Origin of the sequence: Nocardia rhizosphaerae, assembly GCF_042650365.1 — a bacterium.
Taxonomy (GTDB): domain Bacteria; phylum Actinomycetota; class Actinomycetes; order Mycobacteriales; family Mycobacteriaceae; genus Nocardia; species Nocardia rhizosphaerae.
On record NZ_JBHSBA010000001.1, the window covers coordinates 61003 to 80292 of the forward strand.

Genomic DNA, 19290 nt, shown 5'->3' on the forward strand with positions numbered 1-19290 from the left:
GATGCGATCACGGTGAGCGATACTCTGTGTCGATCCGCCGTGGTGCTGTAGCGTCGCCTGACCTGCGCGTGGTCGACGCGCGCAGTGGAGAAAGGGATGGAACGTGCGCAAACTGCTTGCCGCCGCCGTGCTCGCCGTGGTCACCGCGACGGGCCTGTCGGCCTGCTCGTCCGACGCCGACCCGAACGTGCTCACGGTCGGCACCGAGGGCACCTACGCGCCGTTCAGCTACCAGGACAACGGCACCCTCACCGGCTACGACGTCGAGGTCGCCGAAGCGGTCGGTGCGAAGCTGGGCAAGCGCGTGGAATTCGTGCAGACACCGTGGGATTCGATCTTCGCCGGGCTCGAGTCAAAGCGGTTCGATCTGGTCGCCAACCAGGTCACCGTCACGCCGGAGCGCGCGGAGAAGTACGCGCTGTCGCAGCCGTACACGACCTCCGAGGGCGTGATCGTCACCAAGGCCGACAACACCACCATCACCACGCTGGCCGATCTGGCGGGCAAGACCGCCGCCGAGACCGCGACCAGCAACTGGAACCAGGTCGCCAAGGACGCGGGCGCGAACGTCGAAGTGGTGGAAGGCTTCGTGCAGGCGGTGCAGTTGCTGAAGGCGGGCCGGGTCGATGTCACCGTCAACGACACCCTGGCCGTCGGCGAGTACACCAAGAAGACCGGCGACACCGGCATCAAGATCGCGGGCAGGACCGGCGAGACCAGCAAGCAGGCCTTCGCCGCGCGCGCCGACGACGCGGCGCTGATCGCCGAGATCGACAGGGCGCTCGCGGAACTGCGCGCTGACGGCACGCTGGCCCGGCTGTCGGAGAAGTACTTCGGCACCGACGTCAGCAACTAGCGGATGGATGCCGCGACCAGGGAACTGATCTGGCACAACCTCTGGCCGATGCTGAAGGCCACGGTGACCGCGACGCTGCCGCTGACGGCCATCAGTTTCGTGCTCGGCCTGGCGATCGCGGTCGGCGTCGCGCTGGCGCGGATGTCGTCGAAGCGGATGCTCTCGTGGCCGGCCCGCTGCTACATCTCGATCATCCGTGGCACGCCGCTGCTGGTGCAGCTGTTCATCGTGTTCTACGCGCTGCCCCAGTTCGGGATCGTCATCGATCCGTTCCCCGCGGCGGTGATCGCGTTCAGCCTCAATGTCGGCGGCTATGCCGCGGAGGTGGTGCGCTCGGCGATCATGAGCGTGGCGCACGGGCAGTGGGAGGCGGCCGAGTCGCTCGGCATGACCTACCCGCAGACGCTGTGGTACATCGTGTTCCCGCAGGCCGCGCGGATCGCGGTGCCGCCGCTGTCGAACACGCTTATTTCTCTGGTGAAGGACACCTCGCTGGCCTCGACCATCCTGGTCACCGAATTGCTGCGGACCGCCCAGCTGGCCGCGGCGCCCACGTTCGACTTCTTCGCACTGTACGGCGTGGCTGCGGTGTACTACTGGGTGATCTGCCTGCTCCTCGGCGCGGGCCAGACCCGGCTGGAGACCCGGTTGTCGCGGCACGTCGCGCTCGCGCGCCGCTGAGTTCGTGAACTCCGGGATAACACCCCACCGGCGCAACGACGCGCTGCGGCGGGAGGACTAGGCTCTACAGCGTGATGCGACGGACGAAGATTGTGTGCACCCTTGGGCCGGCCACTGCCACCCAGGACCGTATTCGGGAGCTCGTCGAAAGCGGCATGGACGTGGCCCGGCTGAACTTCAGCCACGGTGAGCACGCCGACCACGCCGACAACTACAAGATGGTCCGGGCGGCCTCGGACGAGACCGGCCGAGCGGTCGGCATCCTCGCCGACCTGCAGGGCCCCAAGATCCGTCTCGGCCGGTTCACCGACGGCAAGACCATGTGGGCCAACGGCGAGCAGGTGCGGATCACCGTCGAGGACTGCGACGGCACCCACGACCGCGTCTCCACCACCTACAAGCAGCTCGCCGCCGACGCCAAGGCTGGTGACCGTCTGCTCGTCGACGACGGCAAGGTCGGTCTGACCGTGGAGGCCGTCGAGGGCAACGACGTCGTGTGCCGGGTCACCGAGGGCGGCCCGGTGAGCAACAACAAGGGTTTGTCGCTGCCCGGCATGGACGTGTCGGTGCCCGCGCTGTCCGAGAAGGACATCGAGGACCTGGAATTCGCGCTCGAGCTGGGCGTGGACTTCATCGCGCTGTCGTTCGTGCGCTCGCCGTCCGACATCGAACTCGTGCACGACATCATGGACCGGGTCGGCAGGCGGGTGCCGGTGATCGCCAAGCTGGAGAAGCCGGAGGCGATCGACAATCTCGAGGCCATCGTGCTCGCCTTCGACGCGGTGATGGTCGCCCGCGGCGACCTCGGCGTCGAGCTGCCGCTCGAACAGGTGCCGCTGGTGCAGAAGCGGGCCATCCAGATGGCGCGTGAGAACGCCAAGCCGGTCATCGTCGCCACCCAGATGCTGGAGTCGATGATCGAGAACTCGCGCCCGACCCGCGCGGAGGCGTCCGATGTGGCCAACGCGGTGCTCGACGGCGCCGATGCGGTGATGCTGTCCGGTGAGACCTCGGTCGGCGCCTGGCCGATCGACGCGGTGCGCACCATGGCCCGCATCGTCACCGCGGTGGAGTCGGAGACGAACCGGGTGCCACCGCTGACCCACGTGCCGCGCACCAAGCGCGGCGTGATCTCCTACGCCGCCCGCGATATCGGCGAGCGGCTCAACGCCAAGGCGCTGGTGGCCTTCACCCAGTCCGGTGACACGGTGCGGCGCCTGGCCCGCCTGCACACCCCGCTGCCGCTGCTGGCGTTCACGCCGCTGCCGGAGGTGCGCAGCCAGCTGACGCTCACCTGGGGCACCGAGACCTTCATCGTGCCGATGGTGCAGACCACCGACGCGATGATCCATCAGGTCGATCAGGCACTGCTGTCCCTGGATCGGTACCGCAAGGGTGACCTGGTGGTGATCGTGGCCGGTTCCCCGCCGGGTACCGTCGGTTCCACCAACCTGATCCATGTGCATCGCATCGGCGAGGAGGACCACTAGTCGTGAGTAGTTCGGCGGGCGGATCGATCGAGGTCGACACCGTGTCAGGGCAGCAGTCGCCCGATCTGCGGGTGTTGCTGGACCTGCTCGATCTCGAGACGATCGGCGAGGACGTCTTCCTCGGCAACCACCCGGAGAAGGTGTGGAGCCGCACCTTCGGTGGCCAGCTGGTGTCCCAGGCGATCGTCGCCGCGGGCCGCACCGCGGGGGAACGCCCGCTGCACGCGATCAACGCGCATTTCGTGCGCGGCGGTGATGTGAAGAAGCCGATCGAGTACCACGTGCAGCGGCATCGCGACGGCCGCGCGCTGGCCAATCGCACGGTCACCGCCAGCCAGGACGGCCAGGAGCTGTTCGTCATGCTGGCCGCGTTCCAGGACTGGGGTAAGGGTCTCGAGCACGCGCACGAGGGGCCGCAGGTACCCGATCCTGAGTCGCTGCCCCGGATCGAGGAGAGCTTCGCCGGCTTCGAAGACAAGCTGGAGATGTTCATCAACGCCCCGCACCCGATCGACATGCGCTACACCAACGATCCGGCGTGGATCCTCAAGGGCACGGGCGAGAAGCTCAACCACAACCGCGTGTGGATGCGCACCGACGGCACCATGCCCGACGACCCGCTGCTGCATGTGGCCGCGCTCGGTTACTCCTCCGACACCACGGTGCTCGATTCGATCATCACCACGCACGGCCTGTCCTGGGGTCTGGACCGGATCCTGGCGGCCACGGTGAACCATTCGATCTGGTTCCATCGCCCGTTCCGCTTCGACGACTGGACCCTCTACGCCACCGAATCGCCGGTGGCGGCGGGCTCGCGCGGGCTGGCGACCGGCCGATTCTATTCGCGCAGTGGCGAATTGCTCGCCACCACGGTCCAGGAAGGCGTTATCCGGCACTTCCCGGCCCGCTGACCCGCCTCAGCGGTATTCGGGGTCGGATTCGCGCTCGACGCCGGTGCGCTGGTGCGCGCACAGCGTGAACGGGACGGCGTGCTCGGCCGCGCCGTACACCGCGAGGACGAGACCGTGCTCCAGGCCTGCGATCTCGGTGTCGGTCAGGTCGGCGGGGTCGCCGACCAGGCTGAGCGCGATCTCATAGGTCGCCTCCGCGTCCGGCTCGGCACCGGGATGCGCACTCCGCCACTGTGTTTCGAGTTCCCGGTGCACGGGATCGCCGGAGTCGGTGGGGAGGGTGAACCGCCAGGCGAAGATGTCGAGGTCCTGGAGGTGGTCGTCGAGGACCGTCCGCACGCCGGTGACGATGCGGTCGCGGATTTCCGGTGTCACATACACATGGAGCGAAACATCCGAAATGCGTTTCGGCAAGTCTCTCGTCCTGTCGCGTGTCGAACCAGCAAGGGGAGCACGATGTCCGCGCCGAAGTGTAGTACCGCGCGGCCCCGCCGAACAGACCTCGGGGGTCAGCGCCTGCGCTGCGCGGCCAGAAACGCCGAAAGTGGGCGCGGCGCGGCGGGCTCGATGATCAGGCCGGGGTGCTCGCCGTCGCCGGTGAGCGTGGCCTGCTCGTGCGGGGCCAGCGCGGCGAGCAGGGGAAACAGCAGTTCGGCGATGCGATCACCGATCTCGACGAACGCGTCGGCGGACAGGCCGATCGGGTCGGCGATGTTCTCCCTGCCCACATAGGCCAGGTTGTTGCGCGCCTGGTGCAGGGCGGCAATGGATTTCGCGCCGGTGACCCTGGCGATCCGGTGCGCCTCGACAAGGGTGAAGGTGCGCGGTGCGACACCGAGGGCCAGTCCGGCGACCTGATCGCGTAAGGATTCGGTCATCGCCAGCACCAGGTCGGCCCGGTCGACCATTTCCGGCGCGAGCTTGCGTGCCTTGAATCCGGCGGTGTCGCCGCCGAGCCCGGCTATGGTCTCGGCGGCCAGCGGTTCGGGGGGAAAGCCGACCAGCGCGCGCGTGCCCGCACTCTCCGCGGTGAGGCCGGGCAGGCCGTTGTCCGCCGCGAACGCCCGGGTGAGCCGTTCGGCGATCACCGAGCGGCAGACGTTGGAGTTGCAGACGAACAGCACGTGCATGCCGTTACCGTAATCGGGTCGATTGTCGTGGAATAGACCTTCCTTGGAACGATCACAGGCGCGGTGCTACTTATTCACCTGACGGTTGAATGCCGTACATGAATGGCGATGCGGAAAACTGTTGTGCGTGACTGTGATATCCGCGAGATATGGTGTGAAACACCTTCACTGAAATGTGGCATCAATCACTTTTCGTCGCGGTAAAGATCTGATTCGCCAATAACGGGTGGTACCGCGGGCGGAGCGTCGTGCACCCGGCCGCGGGTGGAGAACATCCGACCGCGCGCCGGGACCACCGGCGCGAACGCCGAGAGTCCGGGCCGGGCGGTCATGTCGTCGTAGACCGCGTCGAACCCGCCGCGCCGGAAATACGCCTCGTGCCAGAATCCGGTGCCCCCGGAATCGCGGAGGAACTCCTGCCACCACTGCCGGTGCGGCGCCGACCGGGTCCAGCGCTCCAGCGCGTCGAGATCGCGCCAGTACTGACGCGCGCCCCAGTGCGGCGGCAGCATCGACCAGACCACGTCCTCGTGGTGCAGCAGGCCGTCGGGACGGTCGGCGTGGGAGCGGTACAGCTTGGGGCCGACGCCGAGCAATCGCAGCAGGCCACGCGGGGTGCGCACGCGCATGCCGAGCAGGATCACCACCAGGTCGGGATAGTCGTCCAGGTCGACGGTCGTCCTGTTCACCCGCATGTCAGCGCCCTTCCGTAGAACCGTGCTTTGAGGTACTACGAGGTGACGGCCGGGGTGGTTCGACCGGCGGTTCGCTTCGCGGCGCGCCGAGAGGCTATAGTGACCGCGGTGCGCCGGGTTGGCGGAACTGGCAGACGCGACGGTCTCAAAAACCGTTGTCCGAAAGGACGTGTGGGTTCGAGTCCCACACTCGGCACCACGGCGGTGACGCGGCCCCGGCCGCGTCCCGCGGGGGAGTATCGGTCGCGGGGGTGTGCGCGACGAGTCTGTTCGCGTTCACCGGCGGAAGCGAAAGGTACTCTCTACATCAGTCGGAATTCCAGAGGGGTCGAACCTATGAGCACGAATGCAGCGGGCGTCGAGGCCACGCGTGAGGCCGCGGCCAAACGCGTCGTCGTCGCCGAGGACGAGGCCCTCATCCGGATGGACCTCGTGGAGATGCTCAAGGAAGAGGGCTACGAGGTCGTCGGTGAAGCGGGCGACGGGCAGCAGGCGGTCGAGCTGGCCGAGCAGTTGCGTCCCGATCTGGTCATCATGGATGTGAAGATGCCGCGTCGGGACGGGATCGACGCGGCGGGAGAGATCGCCACCAAACGTGTTGCGCCCGTGGTGATCCTGACCGCGTTCTCGCAGCGCGACCTGGTCGAGCGAGCTCGCGACGCCGGCGCGATGGCCTACCTGGTGAAGCCGTTCACCAAGTCGGATCTGGTGCCCGCGATCGAGCTGGCGGCGAGCCGCTTCCACGAAATCACCGCGCTGGAAACCGAAGTCGCGAATCTGTCGGACCGGTTGGAGACGCGCAAACTCGTCGAGCGGGCCAAGGGTGTGCTCATGCAGACCCAGGGCCTGTCGGAACCGCAAGCGTTCAAATGGATTCAGCGCACCGCGATGGACCGGCGGACGACGATGAAAGCGGTCGCCGAAGTCGTGCTGGAGAACCTCACTCCGCAGTGATGCCGGGTCGGCATCACCACCGTTCCGCCCGGAAATCCGAAAAACTTTACGTAAGCGAAACAATAAGTTGAACTACGACTGCACATCTCGCGGCCGACATGACGCGAATGTGATGCAGATCTAACACACCGGCGATATGTTCTGACCCGGGCTGAACGTGGTCGGCCCCCTCGGGGACCCCGGGGAGCACAGAACATAGAGGTGAGACGTGCTCAGTTCGACATGGCGCAGTCGCTCGACGCGAGGAGTTCTGGTACTCGGCGCTGCCGCGTCGTTGGTCCTGGCCGGATGCAGCGACAAATCGTCCGACGGTGGGGGCGGCGGCAGCACCGATCTCTCGATCCAGCCGGTGGTCCAGCTCGACACCGCGGGCAAGGCGGTCGCGGCGACCGACACCGGCAACGCCGCCGATCCCGCTGGCGACGGAACGGCACAGTGCGCACCGCAGAGTATCGCGATGGCGGGCCCGCTGACCGGTGCCAACTCCGCGCTCGGCATCAACATCATCAACGGCGTCAAGCTGGCGCTCGACGAGCACAACAAGGCCAACCCGGACTGCCAGGTGTCGGTCAAGCAGTTCGACACCGAGGGCAAGCCGCAGATCGCCACCGGTGTGATCCCGTCGATCGTCAGCGATCCGAGCATCGTCGCCCTGGTCGGCCCGACCTTCTCCGGCGAGACCAAGGCGACCGGCCAGATCCTCAGCGAGGCGGGCATGCCCGCGCTGAGCGCCTCGGCCACCAACCCGACGCTCACCCAGAACGGCTGGCAGACCTTCTTCCGCGGCCTCGGCAACGACGACTCCCAGGGTCCGGCGCTGGCCAACTACCTGACCGGGGAGAAGGGGTACAAGAAGATCTGCGTGGTGCAGGACAACACCGACTACGGTGCAGGCCTGGCGCAGGCATTCATCGGCGCCGCAGGCGCGTCCGCCGACTCCTCGTGCGCGGTGAGTGTCAAGGAAGGTGACAAAGACTTCTCGGCCGCGGTGTCGAAGCTGTCCGCGGCGAACGCCGACGCCATCTTCTACGCCGGGTACTACGCCGAGGCCGCGCCCTTCGTGCAGCAGCTGCGCTCGGGTGGGGTCACCGCCGCGTTCGTCTCCGCCGACGGCAGCAACGATCCCGAATTCGTCCGCCAGGCGGGCAGCTCGTCGGAGGGCACGCTGCTGTCGTGCCCGTGCAGCCCGGCGCCCGAGGAGTTCGCGACCGCGTACAAGGCGCTCAACGGCCAGGCGCCCGGCGTCTACTCGGTCGAGGGCTACGACCTGACCACCATCCTGCTCAAGGGCATCGACGCGGGCAAGGTCACCCGCGCCGACCTGCTCGAGCACGTGCGCGCTTACGACGGCACGGGTCTGGCCCGCCAGTACAAGTGGGGTCCCACCGGGGAACTGGCCAACATCCAGATCTGGATGTACGAGGTCGAGTAGTCCCGACCAGGACGAGTGCGGCGGTGCGCGTGGCCCATGCGGTCACGCGCACCGCGCGCCTGACGCGAGAGAAACCATGACATCAGCGGCATCGCTCGGTGTGACCCTGCTGGCCGAGGGGTCCATCGATTTCAACGTGTCCGGGGTGATCGACCAATTCTGGCGATTGACCGTGGACGGCCTTACCTACGGCTCCATCTACGCACTGGTCGCCGTCGGCTACACACTGGTCTACGGTGTGCTGCGGCTGATCAACTTCGCCCACTCCGAGATCTTCATGCTCGGCATGTTCGGCACCTATGTCGGGCTGGAACTGCTCGGCTTCGCCCCGAGCGGCAATGTGTACTCCCAGGGCGTCGTGCTGACGGTGGTTTATCTCGGCATCGCGATGCTGATCGGCATGCTGGTCTCCGGCGCCGCCGCGGTGGGTCTGGAACGGGTGGCCTACCGGCCGCTGCGCAAACGCGGCGCGAAACCGCTGGCGTTCCTGATCACCGCGATCGGCATGTCCTTCGTGATCCAGGAGTTCGTGCACTACATCCTGCCCAAGATCAAGCCCGGCCTCGGCGGCACCAACGCCCAGACCGGCATCCGGCTGGTCGAGCCCAAGGTGCAGTTCACCTTCCTCGGCGCTTCGGTGACCAACGTGGCGCTGGTGATCATCGCCGCGGCTGTCGTGCTCGCGGTCACCACCGAGATCCTGATCAACCGCACCAAGTTCGGTCGCGCGATCCGCGCGGTCGCGCAGGACCCCGACACCGCGACACTGATGGGTGTCTCCCGGGAGCGGGTCATCGTGCTGACCTTCCTGATCGGCGGCCTGCTTGCCGGCGCGGCCGCGATGCTGTACACCCTGCACATTCCTACCGGCATCATCTTCTCCGGCGGGTTCATCCTCGGTATCAAGGCGTTCAGCGCCGCGGTGCTCGGCGGGATCGGCAATCTGCGCGGCGCGCTGCTCGGCGGGCTGCTGCTCGGTGTCGCCGAGCAGTACGGGCAGATCCTGTTCGGCTTCGAATGGCGCGACGTGGTCGCGTTCGTACTGCTGGTGACCGTGCTGATGTTCCGGCCCACCGGTATCCTCGGCGAGAGCCTGGGGAGGGCGCGCGCATGACCGATCTGACGAAAGAGCCGGTGGCGCAGCCTGCTCGGCGCGGTCTCGGCGACGCGATCCGCACCCGGTGGGACGGGCTGTCCCGGCCCGCGCAGTGGGCGGTCGGCATCCCGGTGATCCTCGTGCTGCTGGTGCTGCCGCTGTACCCGCCGCCGCTGCTCGACACTCCCGGCGTTGCCTTCGGCAATGTGATGGCGCTGTTCGCGATGTACGCGCTGATCGCCATCGGCCTGAACGTGGTGGTCGGCCAGGCCGGTCTGCTCGACCTCGGCTATGTGGGCTTCTACGCGGTCGGCGCCTACACCGTCGGCCTGCTGACCAGCCCGAACAGCCCGTGGAACCAGACCGACGGCGGCTGGCTCGAACCGAGTTGGGCCTGGCTGGCGTGCCTGCCGATCGCGGTCGCGCTGACCGCGCTGTCCGGCCTGATCCTCGGCACCCCGACGCTGCGCCTGCGCGGTGACTACCTGGCCATCGTGACCCTCGGCTTCGGTGAGATCGTGCGGCTGATGGCCGACAACCTGACCGAACTCACCAACGGCAGCCTCGGCCTGTCCAAGATCGCCTACCCCGAGGTCGCCGCGTCCGAGGCCGACCCTGGTGGGGTCTTCTCGCCGGGCAACCTCGGTGATCCGGACAGCTGGAATCCGTTCCAGCGCGCCAACAGCGGCACCTGGTGGTTCTGGCTCGGCACGATCCTGGTGGTCGTGGTGCTGCTGATCATCGGCAACCTGGAACGCAGCCGGGTCGGCCGCGCCTGGGTCGCCATCAGGGAGGACGAGGACGCCGCCGAGATCATGGGCGTGCCGACCTTCAAATACAAGCTGTGGGCCTTCACCATCGGTGCCTCCGTCGGCGGCCTCTCCGGTGCGATGTACGCCGGTCAGGTGACCTACGTGAACCCCAAGCAGTTCGACATCATCCTGTCCATGCTGTTCCTGTGCGCCGTCGTGCTCGGCGGTTCCGGCAACAAGCTCGGCGTGATCGTCGGCGCCTTCCTCATCGCCTACCTACCGCTGCGATTGCAATCGGTGCAGCTGGTGTCGAACGAGACCACCGGCTACGTGCTGCTCGCGATCGATATCGCGGTGCTGGTCGGGCTGTGGGTGCTGTGGCGGCTGCGCGGTCCGGTGCTCGGGGTGTGGGCGCGACGCGGCGTGATCGTCGTCGCGGTCTTCGGGGTGGTCGCTGGGCTGCTGCTGTTCGGCAGCGTGCTGCTGTTCCGCCAGGGTGGCGCGCAGAACCTCGGTGACCTCAAGTACCTGTACTTCGGTATCGCGCTGGTGTCGATGATGATCCTGCGACCGCAGGGGTTGTTCCCGGCGCGGCAGAAGCTGCTCACCTACGGCAGACAGGTGTACCAGGCCGTGCGCAAGCCGGCGGACGAACCGATCGGAGCACGACGATGACCGGGCCGGGCGCGGGAGACGCGCTGTTCGACAACGAGGACATGTCGGCCGGATACCGGCCGGAACCAGAGGTGGCGCCGACCGGCGATGTCGACGTCACCGCGGTACTGCCCGAGCTCGGCGACGCCGAGACGGTTGCCGAGGTGGTGGCACCGCATCGCGAGATCGGCACCGCCGTCGGCGCACCGCTGCTGCGCACCGACGGGCTCACCGTGAAGTTCGGCGGCCTGACCGCGCTCGACGCGGTCAGCTTCGAGATCCGTCGCGGCGAGATCCTGGGCCTGATCGGCCCGAACGGCGCGGGCAAGACCACCTGCTTCAACGCGATCACCGGCGTGTACAAACCGGCGGCCGGCAGCGTGCATTTCGACGGGCAGCCGCTGGCCAAGACCAAACGCAACGAGATCACCAGGATGGGGATCGCGCGCACGTTCCAGAACGTGCGGCTCTTCGGCGAGATGACGGCGCTGGAGAACGTGGTCGTCGGCACCGACGCCAGGCACCGGACCTCGGTGCCGGGCGCGGTGCTGCGCACCTCGCGGCACCGGCGCGAGGAACGCGACGCGATCGAACGCGGGATGGCGCTGCTCGAGTTCGTCGGCATCGCCGCGCGCGCGGTGGAGAAGGCACGCAACCTCTCCTACGGTGACCAGCGCAGGCTCGAGATCGCCCGAGCGCTGGCCACCGAGCCGAAACTGCTGTGCCTGGACGAGCCTGCGGCCGGGTTCAACCCCAGCGAGAAGTCGGCGCTGATGGATCTGATCCGCAAGATCCGCGACGACGGCTACACGGTTCTGCTGATCGAGCACGATATGCGCCTGGTGATGGGCGTGACCGACCGGATCGTGGTGCTCGAGTTCGGGCGCAAGATCGCCGACGGGCTGCCCGCCGAGGTCCGCGAGGATCCGGCAGTGATCGCGGCCTACCTCGGCGTGCCCGACGCCGACACCGTCGACGAGGTGCGCGAGGAAGCCGACGCCGCCGCGGTCGCCGAGGCCGCGCCGAGCCACGCACCCGTCACCGTGGTCGAACCGGCAGACGAGCAGGCCGCCGCGCCGGTCCCGCTGCTCGAGGTGCGCGACATGGTGGTGAACTACGGCAGGATTCAAGCGCTGCACGGGATCTCGCTGTCGGTGTCGGAGGGTGAGCTGGTCACTCTGCTCGGCGCCAACGGCGCGGGCAAGACCACCACCATGCGGGCGCTGTCGGGCCTGCTGCCGTTGACCTCGGGGCAGATCCTGTTCCACGGCACCGATATCTCCACCGTCAAGGCACACGAACGGGCGATCGCGGGCCTGGTGCAGGCACCGGAGGGACGCGGAGTGTTCCCCGGCATGACCGTCGCCGAGAACCTGGACATGGGGTGCTACGGCAGGCCCTTCGACGAGAAGGCGGAATATCAGCGCACTCTGGATTGGATCTTCGAGCTGTTCCCGCGCCTGGCCGAACGGCGCAAGCAGGTGGGTGGCACCCTCTCCGGCGGCGAACAGCAGATGCTGGCGATCGGCCGCGCCCTGATGGCCCGGCCCAAGCTGCTGCTGCTCGACGAACCGTCGATGGGCCTGGCGCCGATGGTGATCCAGCAGATCTTCAAGATCATCAGCGAGATCAACCGGCAGGGCACCACCGTCCTGCTGGTGGAGCAGAACGCCCAGCAGGCCCTCACCCGCAGCGATCGGGCCTACATCCTGGAGACCGGCGCGGTCACCAAGACCGGCGCGGGCGCGGCCCTGCTCACCGACCCCGCGGTCATGGCGGCTTATCTGGGGCGGTGATCTCGGAGCGCGACCGCCGCTGACGCGGCGGGGCCCTCCCCGAGGTCGGGTCGTGCGGGGCGGGGTGTGGCGGTCGGCGCGGCGGCGTTCGCCCCTGTCGGTGGGTGTCCTTACACTCATGCGGGTGAGTTCACCGACGACTGCGCAGGCATCGACAACGACCACCGGCACCACGGGGGAGCGGCCGACGCTGCTGCTCCTGGACGGGCACTCACTGGCCTATCGCGCCTTCTTCGCGCTACCGGCCGAGAACTTCAAGACCGTCACCGGGCAGACCACCAACGCGGTGTACGGCTTCACCTCGATGCTGATCAACCTGCTGCGCGACGAGCAGCCGACGCATGTGGCCGCGGCGTTCGACGTGTCCCGCAAGACCTTCCGCACCGAGGCGTACCCGGAGTACAAGGCCAACCGCAGCCAGACGCCCGACGAGTTCCGTGGCCAGGTCGAACTCACCAAGGATGTGCTCGGCGCGCTCGGCATCCCGGTGATGGCGATCGACGGCTACGAGGCCGACGATGTGATCGCCACCCTCACCACGCAGGCCGCCGCCCAGGGCTACCGAGTGCTCATCGTCACCGGCGACCGCGATGCCATCCAGCTGGTCACCGACGAGGTCACCGTGCTGTACCCGCGCAAGGGCGTCTCCGATCTCACCCGCTTCACTCCGGCCGAGGTGGAGACCAAATACGGCCTCACCCCGGCGCAGTACCCCGACTACGCGGCCCTGCGCGGCGACCCGAGCGACAACCTGCCCGGTATCCCCGGCGTCGGTGAGAAGACTGCGGCCAAATGGATCCGCGAGTACGGCGATCTGGCCACCCTGGTCGACCGGGTCGACCAGGTGAAGGGCAAGGTGGGCGACGCGCTGCGGGCCAACCTGTCCAGTGTGGTGCTCAACCGCCAGCTCACCGAGATGGTGCGCGAGGTGCCCCTGCCCTACACCCCCGACCAGCTGGCGCAGGCGCCGTGGAATCGGGAGCAGATCCACCAGCTCTTCGACGATCTCGAGTTCCGGGTGCTGCGCGACCGGCTGTTCGACACGCTCGGTTCGGCCGAGCCGGAAGCCGAGTCCGGTTTCGAGATCAGCGGCACCGCGCTGGAACCCGGCGCGGTCGCCGACTGGCTCGCCGAGCACGCGAAAGCCGGTGCACGGCACGGCCTTTCGATCGTGGGCACCGGAACGCCGGTGCACGGTGACGCCAAGGCGCTCGCCATCGCCGCCGCCGACGGCGAAGGCGGGTACATCGACCTGACCGTGCTCGCCCCTGAGGACGAGACCGCCCTGGCCGCCTGGCTGGCCGACCCGACCGTGCCCAAGGCGCTGCACGAGGCCAAGGCCGCGGGGCACGCGTTGCGTGGGCGCGGCTTCACCCTGGCCGGGCTGAGCAGCGATACCGCGCTGGCGGCCTACCTGGTGCGGCCCGGACAGCGCAGCTTCAACCTCGACGATCTGTCCCTGCGCTACCTCAAGCGCGAGCTGCGCGCCGAGACCGGCGACTCCGGCCAGCTGTCCCTGCTCGACGACGAGGACACCGTGGCCGCCGAGGCCGCCCGCGAGGAGATGCTGCGCGCCCGCGCGGTGGCCGACCTCGCCGACGCGCTCGATGCCGAGCTGGCCCAGATCGAATCCACCGCCCTGCTCGAGGAGATGGAGCTGCCGCTGCTCGGCGTGCTCGGCGTTCTGGAGGAGGCGGGGATCGCGGTCGACGTCGACCAGCTGGAGGCACTGCAGCGCCAGTTCGCCGACCGGGTCGCCGAGGCCGCGAATTCCGCCTACGAGGTGATCGGCAAGCAGATCAACCTGGGCTCGCCCAAGCAACTGCAGGTGGTGCTGTTCGACGAGCTCGACATGCCCAAGACCAAGCGCACCAAGACCGGCTACACCACCGACGCCGACGCGCTGGAATCGCTGTTCGAGAAGACCGGCCACGCCTTCCTCGAGCACCTGCTCGCCCACCGCGACGCCACCCGGCTCAAGGTGACCGTCGACGGCCTGCTCAAGTCGGTGGCCGACGACGGCCGCGTGCACACCACCTTCAACCAGACCATCGCCGCCACCGGCAGGCTGTCGTCCACCGAGCCGAACCTGCAGAACATCCCGATCCGCACCGACACCGGCCGCCAGATCCGTGACACCTTCGTGGTCGGCCCCGGCTACGCCGAGCTGATGACCGCCGACTACAGCCAGATCGAGATGCGGATCATGGCGCACCTGTCCGGTGACGCCGGCCTGATCGAGGCGTTCAACTCCGGCGAGGACCTGCACACCTTCGTCGCCTCCAAGGCCTTCGACATCCCGCTGTCGGAGGTGACCCCGGAGATGCGCCGCCGGATCAAGGCCATGTCCTACGGGCTGGCCTACGGGCTGAGTTCCTACGGGCTGAGCGCCCAGCTCAAGATCAGCACGGCCGAGGCCAAGGAGCAGATGGACGTCTACTTCGACCGCTTCGGTGGCATCCGCGACTACCTGGCCGATGTGGTCGACCAGGCCCGCAAGGTCGGCTACACCCAGACCCTGTTCGGTCGCCGCCGGTACCTGCCCGATCTGGATTCCAGCAACCGCCAGCGCCGCGAGGCCGCGGAGCGGATGGCGCTCAACGCCCCCATCCAGGGCACCGCCGCCGACATCATCAAGGTCGCGATGATCAACGTGCAGAACGCGATTCAGCAGGCGGGGCTGCGCTCACGGATGTTGCTGCAGATCCACGACGAACTGGTCTTCGAGGTCGCCGATGGTGAGCGCGAGACCCTGGAGGCGCTCGCGCGCGAGCAGATGTCCTCGGCCATCGAGCTGTCGGTGCCGTTGACGGTGTCGGTCGGCACCGGCCGCAGCTGGGATGCCGCCGCGCACTGAGCAGGCCGTTCCTGGCGGTCGACGCGGGCCCGGCGGTCGACCACGGCCCGCGCCCGAGCGGGCGGCCGGGTGCCTGTGATCGGCCGCCGATTCGTGTCGCGTCATCGGTGGTCGCGGCCCGGTGTGGCAGCATCGGGTGAATGACCGCCCCCGTCGTCGCCACCCCGCTGCCCGACTGCCCCGACCTCGACCAGGCCTTCGCGGCCTCGTGGCCGGTCCGGCTCGGTGATACCGACGACCAGGACCGGCTGCGCCTCGACGCCGTTGCCCGGTATCTGCAGGACATCGGGTTCGATCATCTCGACGCGGTCGCCGACGGTGACAAGCATCAGGCGTGGATCGTGCGGCGCACAGTGATCGATGTCTATGAGCCGATCATGTTCGGTGACCGGGTGCACCTGCGCCGCTGGGCCGACGCGCTGTCGAATCGCTGGTGCGACATGCGGATTCGGCTGACAGGGGAGCGTGGCGGACATATCGAGGCCGCCGCGTTCCTGATCCACATCGACCCGGTGGCCGGGCGGCCCGCCCGGATGAGCGACGCGTTCATGGCGCCCATGCTGGCCGGCACCACCGAGCACCGCCTGCGCTGGCGCGCCGCCCTGACCGAACTCGACGACCGCGAGGTGGAGGCGGTGCCGTTCCCGCTGCGGGTCACCGATGTGGACCGGCTCGGCCACGTCAACAACGCGGTGTACTGGGAGGCCGTGGAGGAGGCCCTCGCCGCCCATCCCGATCGGCAGACGCTGCCGTACCGGGCGATCGTCGAACACGTCGGGCCGGTGATGGCGGTGGACAAGGTGATGCTGCGCACCGGACTGCGGCCGGGTGGCCTGCGGTTGCAGCTGGACGTCGACGGTGCGGCCCGCGCGCTCGGCTCCGTCGATCGGCTCGAGATCGGTGGATAGCCCCGGGGATCGTCATCGCGAAGACCGTGGCCATACACCCGACGGTATCCGCCTGGTCGTGCGGGCGTGCTGAGCTGGGGTGATGGTACTCACGAGTAGACACATCGAGGAGGAAACAAGGTTGCGATCCCGCGACGATCGCCCTATTGTCGTTGTCGTGCCGAATCCCGCCGACCGCCTCGCCGCGCCGCTAGTCGCCGACCGCGACAGCGCGGTCGCTGCCGCGCAGACCGCGCAGGCAGCACTTCGGCAGATTCTTCTCGTAGTAACCCGCCGTAGCGGGGTCTGATTCGGACCGGCCCCCTCGCTGCGGGCCGATTTTCATTGTTCTGCTGGTCCCCACCTGCCAACGAAGACACTCTTCGGGAAGACCTCACCTGCAATGACACTGCTGACACCTGACCGTGCCCTGTTCGACGCCGCCCCCGCCGGGCTGCGCGCCGAGACCGACGACCTCACACCCGCCGAGCTCCTCGACCGGTACACCCGGACCGACGGGCCCCTCACTCTCGGTGAATTCACCTGCTCCGGAACGGATTTCACCGCCACGCTGGAGTTCGCCGACCATCTGCGCACCGTCATCGCCACCGGCAACCCGGTTGCCGCGATGACCTCGGCGCTCTACGACGAGGGTTACCCCCTCGAGCTCCTGCGGTTCCACCAGCGCCGCACCGCCGACGGCACCGCGACCTTCGTCCAGGGCGAGGTCAACGGCCGCCGCGGCTGGGCAGCGGCCATGGCCACCGACGGCGCCGAATCGACCGTGCGCGCCATGATCGCCTGCGTCAACAAGCTCACCCGCTGACGACCGGCACACCGAAAGGGCCCGTTCACCTTCTCGAAGGTGAACGGGCCCTTGGCATTTCGGCGGCTATTCGCCGGCAGCGGCCTGTTCGGCGATCTGCTTGCGGACATCGTCCATGTCCAGTCCCTTGACCTGGGTCACCAGGTCCTCCAGCGCGGCGGGCGGCAGCGCGCCCGGCTGGGCGAACACGAGCACGCCCTCACGGAAGGCCATGATGGTGGGGATGGACTGGATGTTCGCCGCGGCGGCGAGTCCCTGCTCGGCTTCGGTGTCGACCTTGCCGTACACCACATCGGTGTGCTTCTCCGACGACGCCTCGTAGGTGGGCGCGAAGCTGCGGCACGGACCGCACCAAGAAGCCCAGAAATCGACGAGGACCACGTCGTTTCCGGTGATGACTTCGTCGAAGTTCTGCTGGGTCAGCGTCTGGGTGGCCATGACGTCCTCTCCTCGTGGGTGTCCTCGACTGTAACGCCGTGACATCGTTCTATCTTCCCCCGACCAGCACGTGCTCCTGCCGCGACCGGCCGTCCCAGCGGCGAATGCCCACCACGACGGCGGGAAGATCGTGGTCGGCGGCCACCGCGGCGAACGCCTCGCCGAGACGGTCGGCCGGGAGCCGACGGGCCAGTGTCACGTGTGGCGTCCAGGCACCGGGCCGCATGGTGGCCGGGATGCCGGGGCACGGCTGCACCAGCTCCGCGATCCGCCGGTGCAGTGCGAGCAGCTCCGCGGAGGCCGCGACCTGCCGCACCAGGATCGGCCGGCGCGCCCCGAAGATCAGCAGCCCGCCGAGCCGGACCGGCAGCGGCCGGAATTCCAGTCCGGCCAGCGCGCGGTCGATCCGTGGCCAGATTTCGGTGGCCACGGCCACGGTCACATGCGGGCGATGTGCGGCATCGCGCGGCGCGCCGATGCCGAGCCGGGCGAGCTCGGCCCACTGTCGGCGGATCTCGGCCTCGGCTCCGTCGTCGAGCAGCAACTCCACCGACTGCACCATGGTCTACAGAAAATAGTCGCCCCGGCGTGTCCCCGTGCCGATCCGGCCGGACGCAGGCGCGAGGATGGACGGCGTGAACGCGACGAAGGCGAGTGTGCGGCTCGGTGTGATCGACGGTGACGGCATCGGCCCCGAGGTGGTGGCCGCGACCAGATCGGTGGTCGACGAGGCGATCGGCGCCGCCGGGCTCGCCCCGGTGGAATGGGTGCCGCTGCCGATGGGCCACGAGGCGATCGCCGCCTGCGGCGACCCGCTGCCCGAATCGACCATGGCGGCGCTCGAGCAGCTCGACGCGTGGATCCTCGGCCCGCACGACAACGCGTCCTATCCGGCGCAGGTGCGGGTCGCGCCCGGCGGCGTCATCCGCAAGCGACTCGGCCTCTACGCCAATATCCGGCCCGCGGCCGCCTTCGCCGGGGTGCGCGCGACCGCACCCGGCATCGACCTGGTGATCGTGCGGGAGAACAGCGAGGGCTTCTACGCCGACCGCAACATGTTCGCCGGGTCGGGGGAGTTCCGGCCGACAGCCGATGTCGCGATGGCGGTCGCGGTGGTCACCAGGCAGGCGTGCGAGCGCATCGCCCATCAGGCGCTGCGGCTGGCGCGGAGCAGACGCAGGCAGGTGACCGTGGTGCACAAGGCGAACGTGCTACCGATGACGACCGGTCTGTTCCGCGACGTCTGCTATGAGGTCGCCGCGCAGTATCCCGATGTCCGGGTCGACGACGAACACGTCGACGCGATGGCCGCGCACCTGGTGCGGGCGCCCGGTGACTACGACGTGATCGTCACCGAGAACCTCTTCGGTGACATCCTGTCCGACCTCGCCGGTGAGCTGGCGGGCTCGCTCGGCATGGCCGCGTCGCTGAACTGCTCGGAACACAAGGCCATGGCCCAGGCGGTGCACGGCGCCGCGCCAGGGCTGGCCGGGCACAATCGCGCCAACCCCGCCGCCCTCCAGCTGTCGGCGGCGATGCTGTTGCGCTGGTTGGCGGTTCGCGACGACGATGCGGGCCTGCGTGACGCGGCCGATCGGATCGACCGGGCCGTCGCGGCCACTTTCGCGGCCGGTATAGCGACCGCGGATCTGGGTGGGTTGGCCTCGACCAGTGAATTCACCGAACAGGTCAGTGCCCGCGTGCACCGTAGGTGAAGGGACCCCTTTCACATTCGCTGATTAATCTTCGGTTACTGTCGCACCACGCTGTGTCCGGTTCGCATACATTGCCAAACAGGCGCTGACACGTGGCCGGCGTCGACGTGAAATGTGGAG

Annotated in this window: 18 protein-coding genes, 1 tRNA gene and 1 pseudogene; 15 read left to right on the forward strand and 5 right to left on the reverse strand. The window is 68.3% G+C overall.

Annotation, left to right across the window (positions count from 1 at the left end; all coding sequences use genetic code 11):
• Positions 1–103 precede the first annotated feature (103 nt).
• The 4 genes from ACFOW8_RS00335 (at position 104) to ACFOW8_RS00350 (ending at position 3938) form a co-directional block, all read left to right on the forward strand.
• Positions 104–856 (forward strand): transporter substrate-binding domain-containing protein, encoded by a 753-nt coding sequence (locus tag ACFOW8_RS00335; RefSeq protein WP_378543551.1) that lies wholly within the window; start codon positions 104–106, stop codon positions 854–856.
• A 3-nt stretch (positions 857–859) separates the two neighbouring features.
• Positions 860–1537 (forward strand): amino acid ABC transporter permease, encoded by a 678-nt coding sequence (locus ACFOW8_RS00340; RefSeq protein WP_378543554.1) that lies wholly within the window; start codon positions 860–862, stop codon positions 1535–1537.
• Positions 1538–1608: 71 nt separating this feature from the next.
• On the forward strand, positions 1609–3027 hold the full coding sequence (gene pyk / locus ACFOW8_RS00345; RefSeq protein WP_378543557.1) for a pyruvate kinase: 1419 nt from the start codon (positions 1609–1611) through the stop codon (positions 3025–3027).
• 41 nt (positions 3028–3068) lie between these two features.
• Entirely contained in the window at positions 3069–3938 is an 870-nt protein-coding gene (locus ACFOW8_RS00350) for an acyl-CoA thioesterase (RefSeq protein WP_378543870.1), read from the forward strand.
• A gap of 6 nt (positions 3939–3944) precedes the next feature.
• Here ACFOW8_RS00350 and ACFOW8_RS00355 read toward each other — a convergent pair whose 3' ends face one another.
• The 3 genes from ACFOW8_RS00355 to ACFOW8_RS00365 form a co-directional block, all read right to left on the reverse strand.
• Positions 3945–4313, reverse strand: a complete 369-nt coding sequence (locus ACFOW8_RS00355; protein WP_378543560.1) for a hypothetical protein — start codon at positions 4311–4313, stop codon at positions 3945–3947.
• Between the two features lie 134 nt (positions 4314–4447).
• The gene (locus ACFOW8_RS00360) at positions 4448–5068 is read right to left on the reverse strand and encodes an arsenate reductase/protein-tyrosine-phosphatase family protein (RefSeq protein ID WP_378543563.1); all 621 of its coding nucleotides are present in this window, start codon (positions 5066–5068) and stop codon (positions 4448–4450) included.
• Positions 5069–5253: 185 nt separating this feature from the next.
• Complete coding sequence (locus ACFOW8_RS00365) at positions 5254–5763, reverse strand: monooxygenase family protein (protein ID WP_378543566.1); 510 nt, start codon at positions 5761–5763, stop codon at positions 5254–5256.
• 112 nt (positions 5764–5875) lie between these two features.
• Between ACFOW8_RS00365 and ACFOW8_RS00370 the strand changes: the two genes are divergently transcribed.
• The 10 genes and pseudogenes from ACFOW8_RS00370 (at position 5876) to ACFOW8_RS00415 (ending at position 17017) form a co-directional block, all read left to right on the forward strand.
• Positions 5876–5962, forward strand: a tRNA-Leu gene (locus tag ACFOW8_RS00370).
• A 137-nt stretch (positions 5963–6099) separates the two neighbouring features.
• Entirely contained in the window at positions 6100–6717 is a 618-nt protein-coding gene (locus tag ACFOW8_RS00375; protein WP_378543569.1) for an ANTAR domain-containing response regulator, read from the forward strand.
• Between the two features lie 274 nt (positions 6718–6991).
• Positions 6992–8149 (forward strand): branched-chain amino acid ABC transporter substrate-binding protein, encoded by a 1158-nt coding sequence (locus ACFOW8_RS00380; protein ID WP_378543872.1) that lies wholly within the window; start codon positions 6992–6994, stop codon positions 8147–8149.
• Between the two features lie 76 nt (positions 8150–8225).
• On the forward strand, positions 8226–9263 hold the full coding sequence (locus ACFOW8_RS00385) for a branched-chain amino acid ABC transporter permease (RefSeq protein ID WP_378543572.1): 1038 nt from the start codon (positions 8226–8228) through the stop codon (positions 9261–9263).
• Positions 9260–10672 carry a branched-chain amino acid ABC transporter permease gene (locus ACFOW8_RS00390; RefSeq protein ID WP_378543575.1) on the forward strand — a complete coding sequence of 471 codons (1413 nt, stop codon included), beginning with the start codon at positions 9260–9262 and terminating at the stop codon, positions 10670–10672. Before ACFOW8_RS00385 ends, ACFOW8_RS00390 begins: the two co-directional genes overlap by 4 nt.
• A pseudogene (locus tag ACFOW8_RS00395) lies at positions 10669–11619 on the forward strand (ABC transporter ATP-binding protein); the annotation flags it as partial. The gene ACFOW8_RS00390 and the pseudogene ACFOW8_RS00395, both read left to right, overlap by 4 nt.
• A gap of 135 nt (positions 11620–11754) precedes the next feature.
• The gene (locus ACFOW8_RS00400; protein WP_378543874.1) at positions 11755–12447 is read left to right on the forward strand and encodes an ABC transporter ATP-binding protein; all 693 of its coding nucleotides are present in this window, start codon (positions 11755–11757) and stop codon (positions 12445–12447) included.
• Between the two features lie 118 nt (positions 12448–12565).
• Positions 12566–15304, forward strand: coding sequence for a DNA polymerase I (gene polA / locus ACFOW8_RS00405; RefSeq protein WP_378543578.1), 2739 nt, complete (start codon positions 12566–12568; stop codon positions 15302–15304).
• Positions 15305–15444: 140 nt separating this feature from the next.
• Entirely contained in the window at positions 15445–16212 is a 768-nt protein-coding gene (locus ACFOW8_RS00410) for an acyl-[acyl-carrier-protein] thioesterase (protein ID WP_378543581.1), read from the forward strand.
• Between the two features lie 382 nt (positions 16213–16594).
• Positions 16595–17017, forward strand: coding sequence for a 2-keto-3-deoxygluconate kinase (locus tag ACFOW8_RS00415; protein WP_378543584.1), 423 nt, complete (start codon positions 16595–16597; stop codon positions 17015–17017).
• A 66-nt stretch (positions 17018–17083) separates the two neighbouring features.
• Here ACFOW8_RS00415 and trxA read toward each other — a convergent pair whose 3' ends face one another.
• Both trxA and ACFOW8_RS00425 read right to left on the reverse strand, forming a co-directional pair.
• The gene (gene trxA / locus ACFOW8_RS00420) at positions 17084–17455 is read right to left on the reverse strand and encodes a thioredoxin (protein WP_378543587.1); all 372 of its coding nucleotides are present in this window, start codon (positions 17453–17455) and stop codon (positions 17084–17086) included.
• A gap of 49 nt (positions 17456–17504) precedes the next feature.
• Positions 17505–18017 carry a 2'-5' RNA ligase family protein gene (locus ACFOW8_RS00425; RefSeq protein ID WP_378543590.1) on the reverse strand — a complete coding sequence of 171 codons (513 nt, stop codon included), beginning with the start codon at positions 18015–18017 and terminating at the stop codon, positions 17505–17507.
• A 64-nt stretch (positions 18018–18081) separates the two neighbouring features.
• On the opposite strand from ACFOW8_RS00425, the gene ACFOW8_RS00430 reads away from it, so the two are divergent.
• Complete coding sequence (locus ACFOW8_RS00430) at positions 18082–19170, forward strand: isocitrate/isopropylmalate dehydrogenase family protein (protein ID WP_378543593.1); 1089 nt, start codon at positions 18082–18084, stop codon at positions 19168–19170.
• The last annotated feature ends 120 nt before the right edge of the window (positions 19171–19290 follow it).

Bases quoted from the DNA above. Each gene is read 5' to 3' on its own strand.
- ACFOW8_RS00340 (WP_378543554.1), top strand. From the start codon at position 860: ATGGATGCCGCGACCAGGGAACTGATCTGGCACAACCTCTGGCCGATG.
- ACFOW8_RS00360 (WP_378543563.1), bottom strand. From the start codon at position 5,068: ATGCACGTGCTGTTCGTCTGCAACTCCAACGTCTGCCGCTCGGTGATC.
- ACFOW8_RS00365 (WP_378543566.1), bottom strand. From the start codon at position 5,763: ATGCGGGTGAACAGGACGACCGTCGACCTGGACGACTATCCCGACCTG.
- ACFOW8_RS00375 (WP_378543569.1), top strand. From the start codon at position 6,100: ATGAGCACGAATGCAGCGGGCGTCGAGGCCACGCGTGAGGCCGCGGCC.
- ACFOW8_RS00385 (WP_378543572.1), top strand. From the start codon at position 8,226: ATGACATCAGCGGCATCGCTCGGTGTGACCCTGCTGGCCGAGGGGTCC.
- ACFOW8_RS00390 (WP_378543575.1), top strand. From the start codon at position 9,260: ATGACCGATCTGACGAAAGAGCCGGTGGCGCAGCCTGCTCGGCGCGGT.
- ACFOW8_RS00400 (WP_378543874.1), top strand. From the start codon at position 11,755: ATGGTGGTGAACTACGGCAGGATTCAAGCGCTGCACGGGATCTCGCTG.
- polA (WP_378543578.1), top strand. From the start codon at position 12,566: ATGCGGGTGAGTTCACCGACGACTGCGCAGGCATCGACAACGACCACC.
- ACFOW8_RS00410 (WP_378543581.1), top strand. From the start codon at position 15,445: ATGACCGCCCCCGTCGTCGCCACCCCGCTGCCCGACTGCCCCGACCTC.
- ACFOW8_RS00415 (WP_378543584.1), top strand. From the start codon at position 16,595: ATGACACTGCTGACACCTGACCGTGCCCTGTTCGACGCCGCCCCCGCC.
- trxA (WP_378543587.1), bottom strand. From the start codon at position 17,455: ATGGCCACCCAGACGCTGACCCAGCAGAACTTCGACGAAGTCATCACC.
- ACFOW8_RS00425 (WP_378543590.1), bottom strand. From the start codon at position 18,017: ATGGTGCAGTCGGTGGAGTTGCTGCTCGACGACGGAGCCGAGGCCGAG.
- ACFOW8_RS00430 (WP_378543593.1), top strand. From the start codon at position 18,082: ATGGACGGCGTGAACGCGACGAAGGCGAGTGTGCGGCTCGGTGTGATC.